This window comes from Pseudomonas putida (genome assembly GCF_028682475.1).
Taxonomy (GTDB): Bacteria; Pseudomonadota; Gammaproteobacteria; order Pseudomonadales; family Pseudomonadaceae; genus Aquipseudomonas; species Aquipseudomonas putida_AG.
Window position 1 is genome coordinate 203,431 of sequence record NZ_JANHLE010000001.1, and the last position, 16,788, is coordinate 220,218.

Genomic DNA, 16,788 nt, shown 5'->3' on the forward strand with positions numbered 1-16,788 from the left:
GGTGATTTCCTACGGGTGGAATGATCGCTCGAACGTGGCGGTGATCTTGAAGACCCCTCCGCCGACCGGGGTGGGCGCTGGGTCATTGCAGGTAAACAGCCCCAACTGCCCCATAGGAGTGGTCCAAAGGAATGCCTTTGTGCCAGCGTGACGGTCAAAGAAATCCATTACTGCCGAGGCCTTCTGCTTGGGCCCGGTGATCGTGACCGGGTAGGAGTCTTCCTTGTTGTTTGGTCCATCGCCGACGGCTTGCTTGTACCCACCGCCGAATCGCGACTCCCTTACCCGATATTTGATTTCAGGCTTCTCACCGCGCTCAGTCGCCCAGTTGAAAGTCTCGATAGCCATCAGCGCCTCACGGTTGCATTTCGGTAGCTAATGCCGCCAGGACGCCAGGACTCGGCCACAGCGCGCTCAGCAGCGGTCTTCATCTGCTTCTGCATGTTCTGCTGCAACAATTCCTGATCCAGTTCCATGCCTTCGCCACTGCGGTCTGGTACAGCGACACTCACCGGTGCGTTGATCTGGATCGTCGATCCACCCGCCGCTCCTGCCGCCGCAGCGGATACTGGCCCGGCCCCCAGCGGCGTGATCGTGCCGCCCTCGGCCCCCATCATCAGGTAAGTCTTACCTCCCTGATTCAGCAGCTCAGGGCCCAGCTCGTTGACCTGGTAGAGCGAGTTCGCCGCCACCGGGCCGCCAGCGGCACGCTGACCAGAGACAAAGCTGTCCATGATCTGCGGGCTGTAGCCGGCCTGAGTGGAGCCCGCTGAGGTAGGTGCGCTTCCGCCACTGAACCAGGCGCCCAACGCACTGCCGGCAAAGCTCGACAGCAGCCCTGAGGCAGCCTGCCGTGTGGCGATCCGTGCCATGTCCGCCAGGATCGACTTGGTGAAATCTGCAAACGAGCCTTTCCCCGTGATGGCGAAGTTAACGACAGAGTCTTCCATCGAGCTGAAGGCGTTGGTGAACAGGCTCTTGGCCTGGCCGGCGACATTACGAGCCGACTCCAGGTAGTTCTGGAAGGCCGACGAAGCGCCGGCGCTCCAACTGCCCTGAGCAGCAGTCATATCGTTGTAGTTGGCGATCGCAGTTTCCTGCAGGTCGCGCTGGGTCCTGTCGAGCGCCGCCAGCTTCTGGTTGTACTCATCGAGGCTCATGCCGCGGGAGCCGTCACCGTACTGGTTGGCCAGGTCCAGCTTCTGCTGATTGATCCGGTCGGTGATACCGTTTTGCTGGTCTTGTAGGTCGCGCTGCCGGTCGCCCAAGCCGAGACCTTCGGCAGATCGCTGTCCCTGTAAGCGCAGCGCCTTCACCTGCTGGTCCAGCGCGCTGGTGTAGGTCTGCACCGCCTGGGCTTGCTTGCGCAGTCGGCCCTCCTCGTTCGTGGCCAGCACGGCCAATTCTGAATCGGCGTCCTTCTGCGCCTTGACCATGTTGGCCCGGGCATCGGCGATCTTCTGGTCCAACTGGACCCGCTGGGCAGCCGTGGTGTCGGCCTTACCCTTGGCAGCTTCGAGCGCCGCGATCTCCGCCTGGTAGGCGTTGGTCACCTCGCCCTTCTGTTGCTCAATGATGGCTGCGCGCTGGGCCGCGTACGACTCCTGGGAGATAATTCCGGCCTTCTGGGCTGCATCCAGCTCCTTCTGGTTGTTCTTGTACTCAGCCAGGATGGAGTTGAGGGCGTTCTTCTGCGTATTGAAGCCGGAGAGGTCAACAGCACCAGTGCGCCCGACTGGGTCCTTGTACTGCTCGGCGATGTTGCTGCGAACCCTTGCGACAGCCTCAGGATTGAGTCGCGTGTCGGCTGGATCCTTCTTTCTGATGATATCCAGGGAGCGCTCGTACTCCTTGAGCGCCTCGCTGCGTTTCTTAGAGTTGGTCCAGGCTGACTTCTCCAGGGCATCGACCTTGGCCATGGCCTTGATGGTCTTCTCGTTGGCTTCCGCCTCCTGGCGATCGAATGCAGCGATTTCCTCCTGGGCTGCTTTCTTGTCCTTCAAGAACTGGAGCTGATCGGTGTAAAACTCGACCATGGTGTCGCGGTTCTGGAAGGCCCCAACATCGCCACGCTCTGCACCGGCCAAGTTGATCTCGGCCTGACGGATATCGTCATCGATGCTCTCCCGACCAATGTTTTTCAACTGATCGGCAGCCTTGGCGACCGCGTTGTAACCGCGCTCCCACCAACTCAGGTTCTCGATGATCTTCGGGGTGCGCTCGTTGATAGCGTCCGCGAAGGCTTCGGTGGCGAGCTTGACGGCGTCTGCGTGCTTCCCCTGCTGCTCGAGTGCGGCGATCTGCGAGTAGACCGAACTCGTCAGGTAGTTGTACTGGGTGTTCAACGCTACCGAGGCTTTGACTGGGTCGTCCGCCAACTTGACGAACTCGGCAATGGTGTCGGAAACCGCCTTGCCTGTAGCCTCCTCCATCGATACGGCTGCTTGGGCCACGTCCATGAAGCTGTCGCCAGCTATCTTGCCGCTACCGGCCAGGCTCGCCAGAACTGATGCAGCTGCCCCGGTTGTGCCAACAGTCGAACTCACCTGCTTGGCCATACTGCCCAGCTGGTCGGCAGTCAGCCCAGCGGAATTACCCGTCAAGATCAGGGCGTCGCTGTAGGCGTATGCCTCTTCGGAACCTTTGTAAAAGGCGTACCCCAGCGTCACTGCGGCAGCAGCCGACACGGTAAAGGGGTTGATCAGGCCAAGGATGTAGCCGCCCAAGGCGCGCGCTGCCGGGCCAAGCCCGCCGAACATGTCCTTGAGCTGCCCGCCCTGTTGCAAGGCAACCATCATGATCGGCTGACCAGCGACGATCGACGTGAAAATATCAGTGAACTGAGCCGGCACACCTCGCAGCGCTGCAGCGGTAGCCTTTGCAGTCATGCCAGTACTGCTCAGCGCGGCATCCGCACTGCCCAGGGCAGCCCTCGCCTGGTCAACCTTCCCCTTGTACTCAGCGAAAGTATCAGGGTCGAGGGCACCGCTGGCTTTGAACCCCTGCAGCTTCTGCTCCATCTGATCCAGACGGCTCATGGCTGCGACAGTAGGGTCGATTTTACCGAGCAGGTCATCGAGAGCCTGGCCCTGATCGCGCTGGGCGGCGGCTGCGGTCTTGGCGGATCCGGCCAGGCGCTCTTCTGTTGCCAGCAAAGCTTGAGCGCGGGTGTTGATGGCGGCCTGCCGGCCGGCGTTATCCGACAGCACGGCATTCGCCTGGCTGGTAACTTCGGCGGTTTGAGCGGTTGCACGGTTCAGCGATTGAACGTACTCACTCGCCTCCAGCGATGCCCGTGCCATGGTCAACAGCCGAGCCTGCTGCTCGTCAGCAGTTTCTGCAGCACGGCGGCTTGCCTGAGCGCCTGCATCAGTGGCAGTCGTCAGCGCGGCCTGGGCTTGCCCGGCCTGCTCAGCCCCGGTTTTGAATGCAGTCATGCCCGCCGCGGCGATGGTCACGGCACGGCCGACCGTGATCATCTGCTGTGCCAGCTCAGCCTGCTTGGCGTTCAGGGCCTGCAATTCCTGAACAATCTGCCGGGTATCGCCCTGCATCCCGCTCAGCGCTGATTCCCAGGCACGCCCGGTCTTGCCCGCCGATTCCTCGCTACGCTTGCCAGCGTCTGCCAGCTTGTCGAGGTCGCTTGCAGCCTCGACAGCATTGCCGGAATCAACCTTGATCCCGAGTTCGGCAATGGTGGTCATGATCTACTCCACGGATTCGGCCATGACGGCCAAGGCCTCGGCCTCCATTACGCGGAGGTCGGGAAAAATATCGGGCAGGTCGCGGCGCTTGATGCCGAGCATCGCCGCGGTGGCTGGGATGATTGAGTAATCAAGGCCCGAAGCACCGCCCATACCCGTCCGCCACTGGGTGGACATTGCCTCGAACAAGCGGAAGGCTGGCCAGGCGTCCGGCCAGACCTCTACCTCTTCTTCAGGAAGGTCGGCGCGGCTCAGGCCGAGCATCGCCAACTGCCCTTCGGAGGCCCCCTGCTCGTAGATAGCCCTGGCCGCGCTCTTCAGTTTCCCAGGCGGGCCGGGCTGTATGCGTTCTGGAACGCGTCGATGACAGCTTTTGGCGCGCCAGTGCAGGTTCGCACCAGGTCGAGAATGGCGTCGTCGCTGAACTCGTCATCGAGGTCCCAGCCGACCACGATGTCCTTCAATTGCTCAGCCTGAAGCCCGATCTCGGCGGCGGTAGCGTCTTTCCAGCTGACACCCTCTTGCTTCGCCGTGTCCGCCCAGGCATCACGCGCCTTGTTCCAGCGGTCGAACATCTCGGCCAGCGCAATACGGTCCAGGTAACGGAACTCGAAACCAACCTCCACCGGGTCGGAGCCGACCCGTGGAAGCTGTACCGCGGCGCCGAACGTTGGGTTCTGCGCGATTTTGATCTTCGCCATGGATCCCCCTTAGGCGTTGTAGCGGGTCGGGCGACCGGACAGGCCGATGCTGATGGTGCGGGTCATCAGCTGGTTACGGTCCATGGTCGGGGTGCTGGTGATGCTCACGTAGCCGGGCATCAAGATCTGGCGATTGCCAGGCAGCTTCAGGCGGACAACCGCAAGCTCCTTGGAGTCGTCATACCCCTCAACCACGCCGACATACCCGGCCTCAGGCTGATCCTCGACAGTGATCGAAACACTGATCGGGTTGCGGTTGGTGGGAAACTGAAGGTCGTCGTCGTTCTCCAGATAACCGACAGTGAGGAACTGCTGTTCACCACCGGACACTGCAAAGGCGGTGACCTTGGAGATCTGAGTCCAGCCAGAAACCGGCACGACAACCCCTGCCCCTGCGCCGGCGGTAAAGCGTTCTTCGTTGGTGGTATCGAGACCGTCCAGCGAGAATGCGTCGGTGGTAACACCGGATGCCTTGACGGCGCGATCGTTGATCAGAGCCCAGCCTGAGTTGATCAGCAAGATATCGCCAGCGTCGATGCCGTGCCCGACCGAGGCAGCCACCGGTGGCTTAGCGTTGGTCAGGGCTGTGAAAGGGACTGCAGTGCCGAGCACAGAAGCGATCTCGACAACGGAGCCGTTGGGCAGCGGAATGCGTGCGGCCATGGTGTTTTCCTCTTGGTAGAAACGAAAAAGCCCGCACGCGGCGGGTTTCAGGTGATATCTGGGAGATTCAGCGGCGGTGCAGGAGGCCGCCAGGGCGAAGCTCTTGGCGGATGACCTGACGAATCAATTCGGATAGCTCGTTGGTGCGGGACTTCAGCCCCTGGCCAAGCTGCGTATTGCAGATGGCATCACCGATGTAGTCGAGCACCGCGTCCGCCCCTTTAGCCTTTGCCTGCTCGAATTCGCTCAAGCCCAGGCCTATCCCGGCGCAGACATAGTCACCATTGCCGTTCCTGGCCATCTTCACTGCGAACCGTTCAGCCGAAACCAGGAATTGGGCCGGGCCTACCTTCCAGTCAGCCAGTGCGACTGCGAGCTCCTCGTCAGCACTCCGAACTTTAGTGGCGGCCTGATCGAGCAGCGCCCCATTGATGTACGTGACACCATCCACGACGATGAATGGCTCGCCAAGGTCCTGTTTGGCGAGCCAGGGAGCGGCCAGTTGCTCACTGGCAGGGCTTTCGTGTTGCTTCTCGATATCGCCGATGCGAACCGAGCCGTGAGGGCCTCCATTCATCTCGATCAGCCCTTTCTCGATTTTCCAGCCGGATATCCCCGGCACATAGTCGGCGCTCTGCATCGCTCATTCCTTCAAGTGGTGGGTTGGTCTGCGACACCCTGGTAGGTGAAGCTGGTCGGGACCGTATAGGTCGCCGGCTCGGTGATGGTGGGCCCCTGCTCCAGCGGCTCGACGATCAGGCCTTCGAAGCCGTTGCGGCTGAGCTCGGTGTTTACACGGAACAATGTGCTGAGCTCGTCGACCAGAGTCTCGGCAGTGGCCAGGGCCTGGCCCGCCGGGCAGACGATGCTGATCTGGTAGATGCCCCGGTATTCCAGGGCCTCTGCAGCCAGGTAGCGGGTCGTGGTGCTGGCCGGCAGCAGGAAAGCCCGGAGGTAGGTTTCGCCTGGGGCAGGCTTGAAGCCCTCCTCCATATGTGCAACCCGGATTGGGCGCGCAGCTGCCCAGGCCGCCAGCTTTATCTCAATCGCCTGGCGGGCGCGTGCGTGGCTCATACTCGATGTGTCCTGATGGCGTCTTCGACAAGTCGCTGGAAGTCCGCGACGGTGACTCGCACCATGCCTGCAGGCGCCTGGGTACTGTGGCCATACTCCAGAGGGATGGCATATGGCAGGTTGTTGACGATGTAGGCGACCTCGCCAACGGACAGATCGCCAGCGCCAGCAACGATCTTCGCAATCGTCTCGCCAGCGCTCTCGATCTCATCGATTTCACCGGCAGCGGGAGCACCAATGGTCAGCTGCCAGTTGCTGCGAAAACGCCCGCCAACGTAGCCCTGGCCTACCCTGCGCACGCCGGCTCCGTAGCCGTAATTCTCCAGCTGCTCGCGCTTGGACAGCGGTTTGCGGTACTTGATGCCGCGCTTCAGGCTGCCATTCTTGGTGTAGTTCGACGAGTCAGCAGAGATGGCAGCGTTGATGCTGGAGGCCTTTGCGTTGTACGCCGCCACCTGCTCCCCAGCCCTCTCCTGCGACTCGATGTTGATCTTCCAGATGTCGGGGTTACCGACAGGCGACATAACGATCAGGTTGCGCCCTACCGCGATCACAACCTCGCGGAAGGTCAGGTCAATCGCTTCCTTGGCAGCATCGGCAAACTGTTGGAGCTGAGCTGAGAAACTGCCATCTAGGTCGCCGTACCGCTCCTTCATGTGAGAGCCGCGTGGCATGGTCACTTCCTCAGTTGAATGGTCCAAGTAGCCTTCGCGGCGTCCTGGCTGACGTTGACCACGCGGTAGCCGCTGATGCGGTCGTTGATGGCCGGTACCGCGGCGATGACTGTGACCACGCCACCCTCTTGCATGAAAAGTTCGTTCTGGAGGGTCTTGAGGCGAACGTCCGAAGCCAGAATGCGCGCTCCGTCGATCTCCCTGGCCTTGTACTGCCCGAACACGCCACGCCCGGCGTAGAAGACAGTCGTCTCCGGGTTGCCACCGATCTCGGGGTCATAGGGCCCTTTCACCGCCCTGCTGCCTTCTACCGAACTCACGGCATCAGCCAGGTCAGTGTTGAAGGCCTCGGCCATGTCGGCCTGCAGCTCGTCTCGAAGGCCCATATCAGCCCCTCACTATCTTGGCCTGGCCGGTTCCCAGATATTGGCTCAGCAGCGCCAAGGCGAACGACTCCCCGGCGCTGATCTTTCGGGCGGACGCCGAATAGGTCTTGTTGCTAGACACGCCGTCAGCATCGACCGACTTGCTCAGCACCCCGGTTTCCTTGGCCGCGAAGATGTTGCCCTCGGCGGCTTCCCGGGCGACCTCGGCACCAGCCTGGATCACATCGTCCGGCACCGGGTCGAATGAAGGCAGCCCCAGGTTGGTCAGCCAGGTGTTGGCCATCAGCACCGCGCGCGGCTTCTTCTCTTCGGGCGCCCAATTGCCCCCCAACAGGCCATCCACCTGCACGGCGTTGATGTAGGTGGTCATTACGCAGCCTCGTCCAGCAGCTTCTGGAGATCTTCCAGGGTGGCGCCTTCAGGGACTTCCATTCCCTTAGCGGCAAGCTCAGCACGCACCTTTTCGACTTCAGCGGCGCTCTCTGCCTCTGCCCGCTTGGAGGCCAGAAGCGCGGCCAGCTCAGGCTTGCCGGCCTTTGGATCAAACGTCACGCCAAGCTCGGTGAGCGCGGCCCGAATGTCGGCAACCAGCATTTTTCCATCGGGATTCACGCTGGCCTGCGCGGCAACAGCAGCCGCGATCTCTTCCCGGGTGCTGCGCGGCGCAAATCCAGCCGGTGGATAGTTCGACGCTTGATAACCGGCCTCGACATATTCCGCGACGGTAGGCCCATCGTGACGCAGCGAGCCGGCCTGCCAGGAGCAGCCATCAGGCTCGTCAACCACGTCGAATTCGCTGGCATAGGCCTTCGGGACCATGCCGGTTACCGCATCGCAATCTTCCAGGCCGGAGCCTTCGCTGAAAGCCAGTGGATTACGGATGGTCAGGCCATTCGCCTTAGCCAGGGCCTTCAGGTCCGGTGTAGTTGCGCCCGGAATAAACCACAGGATTTTCTTCTTGCTCATGATCACCTCCACGGCGCCGGGCGAACCCGGCGTCGCTTATTCGTTAGAGGGTCTTCACCAGGACGCCAGCGGTGTCCTTGTTGGAGGTGGCCACCTTGTCCCAGTTGGCGGAGGTGCCGATGGCCGCGTCGGTTGGGGACTTGCCGCCAGCAGCGGTATCCCAGGCGTAGCCCTTCAGGCCGACGTTGTAGGTCCACTCGGCCTGGTAGGTGGTCTTGATGTTTTCGCCGCCCACGGTGTCCTGCAGCACCGCATGGAAATCGCCGTTCGGCTGCACAATGCCAGCCCCCTCGACCAGGCCCAGAGTGTTGTAGGTCGGGGTTTCACCAGCATTGACGAGGGCGTCGGAGTCGGTAACTACGAACAGGCGGCCGAACGCATCACGCATGACGTTCACGGTGCCGAAGCTGAACAGCTGCTCGGCGTTGGTCAGCGCGTTGTCGTACAGCGAGTGCAGAGTGGTCGAGTGCAGCACCCAAGCCCGCAATGCACCTGCACGATCACCGAACTTGCCTGCGCCCTTGTTCAGCACACGGAAGGTCGGAGCCGCGGCAGAACCATCGTGTACCACCGCGGCGTTGCCGGAGGTGGCGGCAACCAAGGCCCGGATACCAGCATTCAACTGGTCCTGCACTTGGGCGACAGCCAACTGCTCGCCGATCTTGATCGCAGCCAACTCAGGGTTCTGGAGGATCCAGGTGTACTGCTGCTTCTCGAACTCGATCGGCGGGGTGCCCGCGGCAACTTTCACCGATACGTTCAGCAAGTGCTCGAGCCGCTTGGCTGCGACAGTGCCTGAGCCGTAGGCGTTACGGCGACGAACCAGGCCGGCGATCTGCTTGAACGACGCCTCCATGGAGAAGTCGCCCTGGTTCTGGCCGGCAGTCAGCACCAAGGTGCCGCCGGATGCCTCGTTGAAGGCGTTGACCTGCTGATCCACGACTTCGGTCATGGCTGCGTAGGTCTGTTTGTTGAATACCTGAAGATCGAATGGCATATGGGCCTCTCAGTGATCGATCAAGCCAGCGACTGCGCCCACGCCACACGTTCGGCGTCGGATTTGCAGTCGGAAAGCTTCTTGGGAGTCTGGGTGTTGCCACCACCATTCGGAGCGCCGCCGCCATTGGCACCGGAACTCTTGAGGATGTGGTCGCGATGGGGGTACTGCGAGACGAGGGTTTCCAGTGCTTCGTTGAAGTCGGCCAGCTCACCAGGTCGGGAACGGCTGAAGATCTTCTGGCCCTGGGCGTCGTAAGCAACGACCCTGCCTTCCTCAATCTTGAAGCTGTTGCCGAAGGTGGCTTGAACCATGTCCGCCGGCACTGCCATCTTTTCGGCGATGAACTGCGAGCGGGCGAAACTGCCGCCGATCTTCTCGGCATACAGCTGCTGCTCGAAGGTCTGCGCCTTGCCGTTGGCTTCGTCCAGCTGGGTTTGGTAAGCCTTGCTGATTTCGCCCTTCACCTTCTCGATCTCGCCGGCATCCACCAGCTTCTTGGCGTCGAGGTTGGCGACGGTTTCCAGGGCTTTCTTGGCTGCACCGGCATCGTCGATGCCTTCGAACGCTTTCGCGATCTTCTCGAAGCCGTCGGCACGTTCGCGGTGCGATTTGGCCTCAGCGTTCAGCCGGGTGATGGTAGAACGGGTGCCAACAGCATCGAAGGCGACCTCTTTGCCATCGTCCTCGACATACACCGGTTTGCCTTCCTGGATCTCAGCGTATTGCTTGCCGTCCACTTCAACAGTCTTAAGTTTCATCTCGTCTCTCTGGGCCATCCGGCCAGTTGGTGAGCCATCCGGCCCCAGGGCGCCCCGTCCATCCGAACCGCAGGCATGAAAAAGCCCCGCACTGGGCGAGGCTCTTGAATTGCGCGCCACGAAATGGCGCTTCGATATTTTGTGGCGCGGCCTACAGCAGGCGCTCCCGCAGCTCATCGAGCGTCAGGAACTTGCCTTTGTCGTTGTAGAAGGCTTCCAGCTTCAGACCACCCTCGCGCATTAACTGCGCTCGCGTCGGCCCGAGAATCTCGTCCTGGCGTGCTGCAGGCTGCCGCCACAACCAGTCCGCGTATGTGGTCGATTGCGGCACTTGACCGTCCATACTGGCCCGCGTGGCGCTGTCGCTGAACCCAAGCCTGGATGCACTCTTCAGGATCGGTAGCTTGGTCGACCGGCAGCAGAAGTGAATCCGCCCGGGCCCGGCCAGCCATGGAATCTTGTGCCCGATCGGCTTGTAAGTGCCCAAGGTGTACGGCAGGCGGTCCCTAATACGGCAATCGCTCGACGTGCGCGTGTCCAGGGTGCTGAGCCATTCAACATGGCTGATGATGTCGCTGTTGGCCTCGTAGGCGGCGTCACTGGCCGTTTCAGCGGTGTGCGATATGGCGGACCTGACGACCGCCTCAACCTCGCGCCTGGGCTTCTGCAAGATGCCATCGGCGTAGTTCTGTGCCCGGGTACCCATGACGGTGCGGACGATATCAGCAGTCGTGCGCCCCTCAACTACGCCAGCACGGACGGTATCGCGAACGGCAGCGGCGCGGGCCGCCTCGATGCCGGCCATCCACTCCCTGAGCAGACGCCCTTGGAATGGCCTGGCTTGGACTATTGCTTTGACCCGGCTAAACGCTGGCGCAGCGATGGGGAAAGCCTCCTGCACCACCGCAGACAGAACTGCTCGCAGCGCGCCCTGCTGGAAGGCGAGCTCGTAGCTGATCAGGCTGTCCCTGGCCTGGTCCAGCACCTGGCGGATCTCGATGAACGCGGCCTGGTTGAGGCGAAGCACTTCAGCCAGCGCCCTATCCACTGCCGACGCCGACAGATCGGCACCGAGATTGTCGATTGCCTCAATGAGCGCAGCCCGCAGCTCGCCGTCCCTGCTGTTCTGGATCTTGATGATCGCCCTGACCTGGCCGTTGCTCAGCCTGGAAAGATCAACCTCATGCCCAATCAGCTCATCCAGCAGCCTCTCGTTGGCCGTCTTCATCACAGCGCACCGAGTGCAGGGCCTTGGGACTCGATTTTCTCAAGCTCTTCGGGCCAGTCGTATTCGTCACTGATCACACCGCGGCGCTGCATCTCGGTGAATAGCGTTTCCTTAGAGATCATGCCAGCGTTGGCCATCGACACCAGGGTCGGAAGCGACACCTCCGGTATGTAGTCCACGTCGAAGTTGCCGCGCATCTCGACGGCGCCGCCCTCGCCGAGGCCGCGATAGTCGGCCATGTACTGCAGCAGCTGCGCCAGGCAGTCGCCGAAGTGGTTCGCCATGCGCGCCAGCGGCGAAAGTTCTTGTGCAGCCTCCTCTTCGGCCTGGGTGGCGGTCTTGGTGGCAGCCTTCTCAGGGGTCAGCAGTTTGGCCCCGGCCATACGCATTTCGCCGATCAGGTCCTGCAGCGCCGTGCGGCCGGCCTCGACTGCTTGGCCAGTGTGCTCGACGTACTTGAGGTCGCCAGTGGCTGGTAGATCGGTAAGCGAGCCGGTGCCGACCTTGAACTCTGGCGGCACCGGCTGCCCCTGATCGTTGAACATCGGTTGTACACCGATGCGTACCAGAATCGGCACGCGAATTACATGAAGGATGTTGTCCTGGTCACTCTGGCTCTGCCAGTGTTTGACGTTGAGGTGGGCCAGTTCCAGTAACGGCGGCTTGGCAGTCATGAAGCCAGTGCGCCCGGTGTAGAACGTCACCCATGGGATGCTGGTCAGGCTGTTGGTGCCCTCGTCATGCAGCGCCCATCCACCGCCCTTCTCGGCGCGGCGGTAGGTCCGCCATTTGCCCGGTTCCAGAACGCGGATCTGGTCGACGCACTTGGCGCCGAAGTCGCCATCCTCCTCCTCGATCACTTCGATGTAGCGGATCATGGTGAGCACGCCGGCCTTGGAGCGCCAGCCCAGAACCTGCTCGGGCTTGACCATGACGACGTAAGGGCGCACACCGGCGGCCTGCTCTTCCGCTTGGGTGCGGACGCCCTCAGCTGGCGGATGGTCAACGAACGCATGACACAGTCCATGGCTCAGGCCGTCGCGGAAGAAACCCACAGCCCATGAGTTGAGGTCGTTGCCAGCAAGGTCGATGTCCTTGCACATCTCCTGGATGCCCTCTGGCACATCGTCACCGACTTGCAACGGCTCGGCGAACACCCGGGACGTCATATTGCCGACCGTCTCAGAATACGCCGGCAGCAGCGTCGAGAGGCGCAGACGCTCCTTGTAGGAGTCGTCATCCTCGGCTGGGTATTGCGGCAACAGGGCCTTGCCCGCCGCCCGCATGGCCATCGTCCCGCCCATGAGCGGCGTGATCACGGCCCAGTAGGCGCGCATGGCGTCGACCGCGGGCAGCGTGATGCTTGGGTTATCGCTCATGGTCACATTCTCAGGGACTGGGTTGTCGTCATTGGTTTGGAAATCGGGAACAGGAACGCCAGTGGGTAGCCGCCTGCATCGTTCAGGTGGTCCACACCGCTGGATTTATCCGGCATGCCGTTCTTGTCGTATGCCTGCTGCTCCAGGCCATCGGTAAGGTGCGGGCACCTGTTCGTGTTGATCTTCAGTCGTCGCTCGCCCTGGCCATTGAGGATCAGGGCATTCACGGCGTTCACTCGGTCGGCGATGGCGGGGTTCGTGCTGTTCACGCGAATGGAGAAACCCGCCTGCCGGAGGATGCTCAAGTCCGACTCGCTGGCGTTCTTGCTGCTGGAGTTAGCGCCCGACGCATCCGGAAATATCTGAATCGGGTGGCCCTTGCTCGCGTATTGGCGCTTGAGCAGGTCGGCCATATATGGCGTATCCCGCCCATCGGTGACTTCGGCCACTGCAATCGGCCAGCCGCCCCTGAGCACATACACCACGGCACTCATCTTCAGCCGGTTGAAGTCCATTCCGATCAGCAGTGGCTCCCGCTCCCGTTCCACCTCGTTGCTGTGATTCAGCCTACGGTCAAAGTCGGGGTAGACGGCGCCGGAAGTGAGGTTGACGAACTGGCCACGTAAGTAAGCCCTGATCAGCTGCGGCGGATAGGAATCCTCCAGGGACGAGATGTAGTCGTCCGGCAGGTTCGCCTCATTGTCGTACGTGCTGGCCTGGACCAGGCCATAAAGCGTCTTCAGTTCTGGCTTCTCACTGATCTGCTTCACGAACTGCTGGTAGGTGAACTTGAACCCCTCAGGCGTCGTGGCAACATCCACGCCGTTCTTCAGCCCATGCACCTTGTAACGCATCCGCGCGATGATCTTCCGCCAGGCCTGCTCAGCCTTGAGCTTGGCCATTACGTCCAGCTCGTCGACCAGGGCGTGACCAATCTTGAAGCCGACGATGGTCGCGGGCTTCTCCATCGACCTGCAGATCACAGTGCTGCGGTACTGTCCGCCGCTGTAGAAGTCGACCTCTTTGTCCGACTCCTTGATCTTGATCCGCAGCCCCCAGTCGAAGGCTACCTCTTCGATCGTGGGAAAGAAGATGTCCCGAATCTGCGGGTAAGTCGGAGCGAAGTAACCGGCGTTGATGCGCGGCCACTCCCAGACGTGCTGGCAAAGGCCTGAGCACCCTACCCACGTCTTTCCGGAGCCGAACCCAGCAACGAAGCCGCGGAACTTGTGAGGCATGGCAAGGAAGCGCGCCTGAGGCACATTAAGCGTCGGCATCCCGCTTCCTCGCGTCGACCACCTCTACTCGTACAGAGCTAGGTGGCACTGAATTCAATGAGTCGTCGACCTTGGCGGCCCGGTTGACGTAGATGTCGCCTACCTCCTTGGCCGCCTGCTCCAGCACCTGGATGGCAAGCGGCAGGTTCTTCATGGTCTCGGCGCGCTCTGCTATCCGGCCCAAGGCGCGAAGCCTGTAGGCGCGGTTCGCAATCGGGATCTCTGCCGTCTCCTCGCGAAAACGCTTGCGGGTGTCTTCGAAAACCGCCTTCCACTTCACGCCAAGGTCACGGCCAGCGTATTTAGTCGGATCGTACTGCTCACATTGCTGACGGGAGATTTCAAGGCCGTAAGTTTCCTTGACGGCCTGGACTACTTGAGTGGGCGTATCGAAGCAGGCAAGCGCCTGCACAATGAAGCGCTTCACCTCATCTTTCAGGGCTGCCATATGGGTCTATTCCGTCAAGGTCCTGTCAAGGATCAGGCAGACTTGAGCAGGCAGGTTCCGCAGGCCCTCGAAATGTTGATCTTGGCCACCTCAGGCGGCCGGCTTGCAGCGTCAATCAGCTGCTGAACGTCTTCCCCTGCTCCATAGCGGCGAACCACTCCGACAAACTCTTCAACGTCGTGTCCGCGCATCTGTAGCTTGGGGAGACCTTCTTGGGTGAACTTGGGCGCGCCGTACTGATCGGTCGCCTGGGCAATGTGGTAGAGCTCATGCTCGACCAGGGCGCAGAACTCAGCGTCGGTGCATTGGGCGCAGTAGTCAGCGGCCAGGGTGATCAAGTAGTCCGGCACTTCGCCAAACCAGTCCCACATCTGCTGCTCCTGGCGCGCCTTCTGCCAGCCCCCGGCGCGGAACATGACCTGCTCGGCCTGGCCCAGCACCACCCTTCCCTGCTTGGCGAATCCAGAGGATGCCCAGAGCACGCCGATGTTGGCGTCGAGCAGGTGAGCGTGGTCTTCGTTGTGGATGCTGCCGGTGTCGGCAAGGATCTCGGCCTGGAGCCATTCCCACACCTCAGGAGCAGGCGTCAGACGGATACCAAAGTCGGACAACCCAGATAACTCTAGGATCGAAGCTGGTGGTTGCGGCCTGCTCATGACGCTTTAACTCCTTAGAGCCCTCCAAAGCTGAAACAACCTGTCTCACAATAGGCAAAAGGTAGGGATTACAATGATGTCAATGTGCCGCATTCTATCTGATCCAAAAAATCTTACTGGAGTAGGTAATGGCACATTCTTGCGGCGATCCAGTTCGCCTCATTGCTCATATCGAGAATTCTTATCCTCGAGCTGTGAAAACTGGCCCAAACGCCATAGGCACGATCAAATTCACTTTCCCTGATGGGCTAGTTGTCAACGTCTTCGCTAACGGGACCGTTAACTTCCAAGGACAGGCCAGCCCGATCAAAGACGAAATCATCGCGCAGATCGAAATCATTAATCGGGGTTGATGAGCCGCCTTCTGGATCATTAACAGTGCCGCACTCACCTGCGGCACACCTACCCGCTTACGCGAATCGTCCTGATCTTCCCGCCGGTGTAGATATCCCGCTTCATCGCGGCACGCACCGCATCCTCAGCGCTTGCCCCCATGTCCATTGCAGCCAGGGCATATGGAGCGCCGCTGCCAATGGCGTCGGGGTTGGTCGGGTCGAGATCCTGCCTCCAGATGCCCGTCTTGTCGTCATGACCGACCAACATCAGCTTTCCGTCATCGACGGCATAGCCTGAGCACTCCACAGGAACTGCTGATGGAGTACCGAAGTAGGCGGCGATCAATGCCTTCTCATCGCATACGGCGCCAGACAGAAAGAAGCTGACGCCGTCGACAACCTGGCACTTCGGGGCATCATCAGAAACGATTGCACTGTTACGGGTCTGGCGAGAGTCGTAGGCGATCACGCCGTCCTTGTAGGCAATGGTGGTCATGTGTTGTGCCCTACCAGCGGCTGAGCAAAGGTGAACTTCACACCTTCGTCAGGGTAAAAGGTGAAATAACTAGCGTTCTGGAGAATCACTCCCTCACCCAGCACCTCCACCGCAGCATTGCCATACTTGGCGACCAATGCAGCCTTCAGGTCATCCACCGACAACGTCAGCGTGATGTCATGGAAGTGGATAAGCGTCTTTTTGATGCTCATCACTCACCTCAACTGAATGGATCAGCAGGCTTGGCAATCGAGCGCACAAACCACATGAAGCCCTGCTGCAGGTTGGTCTTGGCCAGCGCCAGGGTGCGCTGGTCCACGCCCTCGATCTGACCGATCTGCTTGAACAGCTCGCCGGCGTCCGCCTCCAGAGCCTTGATCGAGTTCATGCCGTCGATCTCGCTCTGACTCAGGTCGCGGTAGCCGGTGATCTTCTTGTGCTGGTTGTCCATAGCTCACTCCTCTGACGGTGTTCGCGCCACGAAGCGGCGCAGCTTAAATTTGTGGCGCGAGTTACTGATTCGCGCCATTCAGGTTCCGGCGAATCTCAGCCAAGTCCTGAGCAATCTCCCCCAGATCCTTGTCCCGACGCTTCTCAGCCCATTTGAACCAGGCGCGCACCAAGACCCAGGCGGGCAGGCCGCAGACGAAGATCAGGCCGCCGATAGCGATGATCCCCACGTCATCGTTGGCCCAGTCGCCAATCTCCAGCCAGCGGACAATGAAGGCGCCACCGCAGATGCTGGAGACAGTGGTACTGATCATGGCGACGACAAACTCGCGCACCGTCTTAGGCAAGGTCATAGCCATGACGACGACGGCAGCCAATACAGCTACGAAGCCGAAGGCGCCAAGCTTGTACAGCGCAATCCCACCAGCAGCAGTGAGCGGACCGGGTTCGGACATAGTGGTGACTCTCATAAGCACTCCCGGCCTGAGCCTGGTGGTGGCAGGGATAGATCCGGCCCCAGCAGCACTCCCAGCTCGGAGCAATGGGTGTGGCGGAGCCGAAAACAGAAAGGCCCCGATCAATGTCGAGGCCCT

Annotated in this window: 23 protein-coding genes; 1 reads left to right on the forward strand and 22 read right to left on the reverse strand. The window is 61.0% G+C overall.

What is annotated here, in order from left to right; genetic code table 11:
- Positions 1 to 9 precede the first annotated feature (9 nt).
- The 18 genes from NPS47_RS00940 to NPS47_RS01025 all read right to left on the reverse strand — a co-directional run bounded on the left by NPS47_RS00940 (position 10) and on the right by NPS47_RS01025 (position 14,914).
- Positions 10 to 348: a phage tail protein gene (locus NPS47_RS00940; protein WP_274293257.1), complete on the reverse strand. Its 339-nt coding sequence runs from the start codon at positions 346 to 348 to the stop codon at positions 10 to 12.
- On the reverse strand, positions 348 to 3,704 hold the full coding sequence (locus NPS47_RS00945) for a phage tail tape measure protein (protein ID WP_274293258.1): 3,357 nt from the start codon (positions 3,702 to 3,704) through the stop codon (positions 348 to 350). Before NPS47_RS00945 ends, NPS47_RS00940 begins: the two co-directional genes overlap by 1 nt.
- A 3-nt stretch (positions 3,705 to 3,707) precedes the next feature.
- Positions 3,708 to 3,968 (reverse strand): DUF1799 domain-containing protein, encoded by a 261-nt coding sequence (locus tag NPS47_RS00950; protein WP_274293259.1) that lies wholly within the window; start codon positions 3,966 to 3,968, stop codon positions 3,708 to 3,710.
- 53 nt (positions 3,969 to 4,021) lie between these two features.
- Entirely contained in the window at positions 4,022 to 4,405 is a 384-nt protein-coding gene (locus NPS47_RS00955) for a phage tail assembly chaperone (RefSeq protein ID WP_274293260.1), read from the reverse strand.
- Between the two features lie 9 nt (positions 4,406 to 4,414).
- Positions 4,415 to 5,068, reverse strand: coding sequence for a phage tail protein (locus NPS47_RS00960; protein ID WP_274293261.1), 654 nt, complete (start codon positions 5,066 to 5,068; stop codon positions 4,415 to 4,417).
- Between the two features lie 67 nt (positions 5,069 to 5,135).
- The gene (locus NPS47_RS00965) at positions 5,136 to 5,708 is read right to left on the reverse strand and encodes a hypothetical protein (protein WP_274293262.1); all 573 of its coding nucleotides are present in this window, start codon (positions 5,706 to 5,708) and stop codon (positions 5,136 to 5,138) included.
- Between the two features lie 11 nt (positions 5,709 to 5,719).
- Positions 5,720 to 6,142, reverse strand: coding sequence for a phage tail terminator-like protein (locus NPS47_RS00970; protein ID WP_274293263.1), 423 nt, complete (start codon positions 6,140 to 6,142; stop codon positions 5,720 to 5,722).
- The gene (locus NPS47_RS00975; protein WP_274293264.1) at positions 6,139 to 6,816 is read right to left on the reverse strand and encodes a hypothetical protein; all 678 of its coding nucleotides are present in this window, start codon (positions 6,814 to 6,816) and stop codon (positions 6,139 to 6,141) included. The genes NPS47_RS00970 and NPS47_RS00975 overlap by 4 nt, the downstream gene beginning before the upstream one ends.
- A 2-nt stretch (positions 6,817 to 6,818) precedes the next feature.
- Positions 6,819 to 7,202, reverse strand: coding sequence for a hypothetical protein (locus NPS47_RS00980; protein WP_274293265.1), 384 nt, complete (start codon positions 7,200 to 7,202; stop codon positions 6,819 to 6,821).
- A 1-nt stretch (position 7,203) separates the two neighbouring features.
- Positions 7,204 to 7,572: a hypothetical protein gene (locus NPS47_RS00985; RefSeq protein WP_274293266.1), complete on the reverse strand. Its 369-nt coding sequence runs from the start codon at positions 7,570 to 7,572 to the stop codon at positions 7,204 to 7,206.
- Positions 7,572 to 8,168, reverse strand: coding sequence for a hypothetical protein (locus tag NPS47_RS00990; protein WP_274293267.1), 597 nt, complete (start codon positions 8,166 to 8,168; stop codon positions 7,572 to 7,574). The genes NPS47_RS00985 and NPS47_RS00990 overlap by 1 nt, the downstream gene beginning before the upstream one ends.
- 43 nt (positions 8,169 to 8,211) lie before the next feature.
- Entirely contained in the window at positions 8,212 to 9,165 is a 954-nt protein-coding gene (locus NPS47_RS00995) for a major capsid protein (RefSeq protein ID WP_274293268.1), read from the reverse strand.
- A 20-nt stretch (positions 9,166 to 9,185) separates the two neighbouring features.
- Positions 9,186 to 9,926: a DUF6651 domain-containing protein gene (locus NPS47_RS01000; RefSeq protein ID WP_274293269.1), complete on the reverse strand. Its 741-nt coding sequence runs from the start codon at positions 9,924 to 9,926 to the stop codon at positions 9,186 to 9,188.
- Positions 9,927 to 10,077: 151 nt separating this feature from the next.
- Positions 10,078 to 11,154 carry a hypothetical protein gene (locus NPS47_RS01005; RefSeq protein ID WP_274293270.1) on the reverse strand — a complete coding sequence of 359 codons (1,077 nt, stop codon included), beginning with the start codon at positions 11,152 to 11,154 and terminating at the stop codon, positions 10,078 to 10,080.
- The gene (locus tag NPS47_RS01010) at positions 11,154 to 12,533 is read right to left on the reverse strand and encodes a DUF4055 domain-containing protein (RefSeq protein WP_274293271.1); all 1,380 of its coding nucleotides are present in this window, start codon (positions 12,531 to 12,533) and stop codon (positions 11,154 to 11,156) included. Before NPS47_RS01010 ends, NPS47_RS01005 begins: the two co-directional genes overlap by 1 nt.
- Before the next feature lie 2 nt (positions 12,534 to 12,535).
- Positions 12,536 to 13,810, reverse strand: coding sequence for a terminase large subunit domain-containing protein (locus NPS47_RS01015; protein ID WP_274293272.1), 1,275 nt, complete (start codon positions 13,808 to 13,810; stop codon positions 12,536 to 12,538).
- The gene (locus NPS47_RS01020; RefSeq protein WP_274293273.1) at positions 13,797 to 14,258 is read right to left on the reverse strand and encodes a DUF2280 domain-containing protein; all 462 of its coding nucleotides are present in this window, start codon (positions 14,256 to 14,258) and stop codon (positions 13,797 to 13,799) included. The genes NPS47_RS01015 and NPS47_RS01020 overlap by 14 nt, the downstream gene beginning before the upstream one ends.
- A 32-nt stretch (positions 14,259 to 14,290) precedes the next feature.
- Positions 14,291 to 14,914, reverse strand: coding sequence for a putative metallopeptidase (locus NPS47_RS01025; RefSeq protein WP_274293274.1), 624 nt, complete (start codon positions 14,912 to 14,914; stop codon positions 14,291 to 14,293).
- Positions 14,915 to 15,042: 128 nt separating this feature from the next.
- On the opposite strand from NPS47_RS01025, the gene NPS47_RS01030 reads away from it, so the two are divergent.
- Positions 15,043 to 15,267 (forward strand): hypothetical protein, encoded by a 225-nt coding sequence (locus NPS47_RS01030; RefSeq protein ID WP_274293275.1) that lies wholly within the window; start codon positions 15,043 to 15,045, stop codon positions 15,265 to 15,267.
- 49 nt (positions 15,268 to 15,316) lie between these two features.
- On the opposite strand, the gene NPS47_RS01035 is transcribed toward NPS47_RS01030, so the two are convergent.
- The 4 genes from NPS47_RS01035 to NPS47_RS01050 all read right to left on the reverse strand — a co-directional run bounded on the left by NPS47_RS01035 (position 15,317) and on the right by NPS47_RS01050 (position 16,665).
- Positions 15,317 to 15,745, reverse strand: a complete 429-nt coding sequence (locus NPS47_RS01035; RefSeq protein WP_274293276.1) for a proteasome subunit beta — start codon at positions 15,743 to 15,745, stop codon at positions 15,317 to 15,319.
- Complete coding sequence (locus NPS47_RS01040; RefSeq protein ID WP_274293277.1) at positions 15,742 to 15,957, reverse strand: hypothetical protein; 216 nt, start codon at positions 15,955 to 15,957, stop codon at positions 15,742 to 15,744. Before NPS47_RS01040 ends, NPS47_RS01035 begins: the two co-directional genes overlap by 4 nt.
- Before the next feature lie 8 nt (positions 15,958 to 15,965).
- Positions 15,966 to 16,196, reverse strand: coding sequence for a DUF7681 family protein (locus NPS47_RS01045; protein WP_198792931.1), 231 nt, complete (start codon positions 16,194 to 16,196; stop codon positions 15,966 to 15,968).
- 61 nt (positions 16,197 to 16,257) lie between these two features.
- On the reverse strand, positions 16,258 to 16,665 hold the full coding sequence (locus NPS47_RS01050; protein ID WP_274293278.1) for a hypothetical protein: 408 nt from the start codon (positions 16,663 to 16,665) through the stop codon (positions 16,258 to 16,260).
- Positions 16,666 to 16,788: the final 123 nt, after the last annotated feature.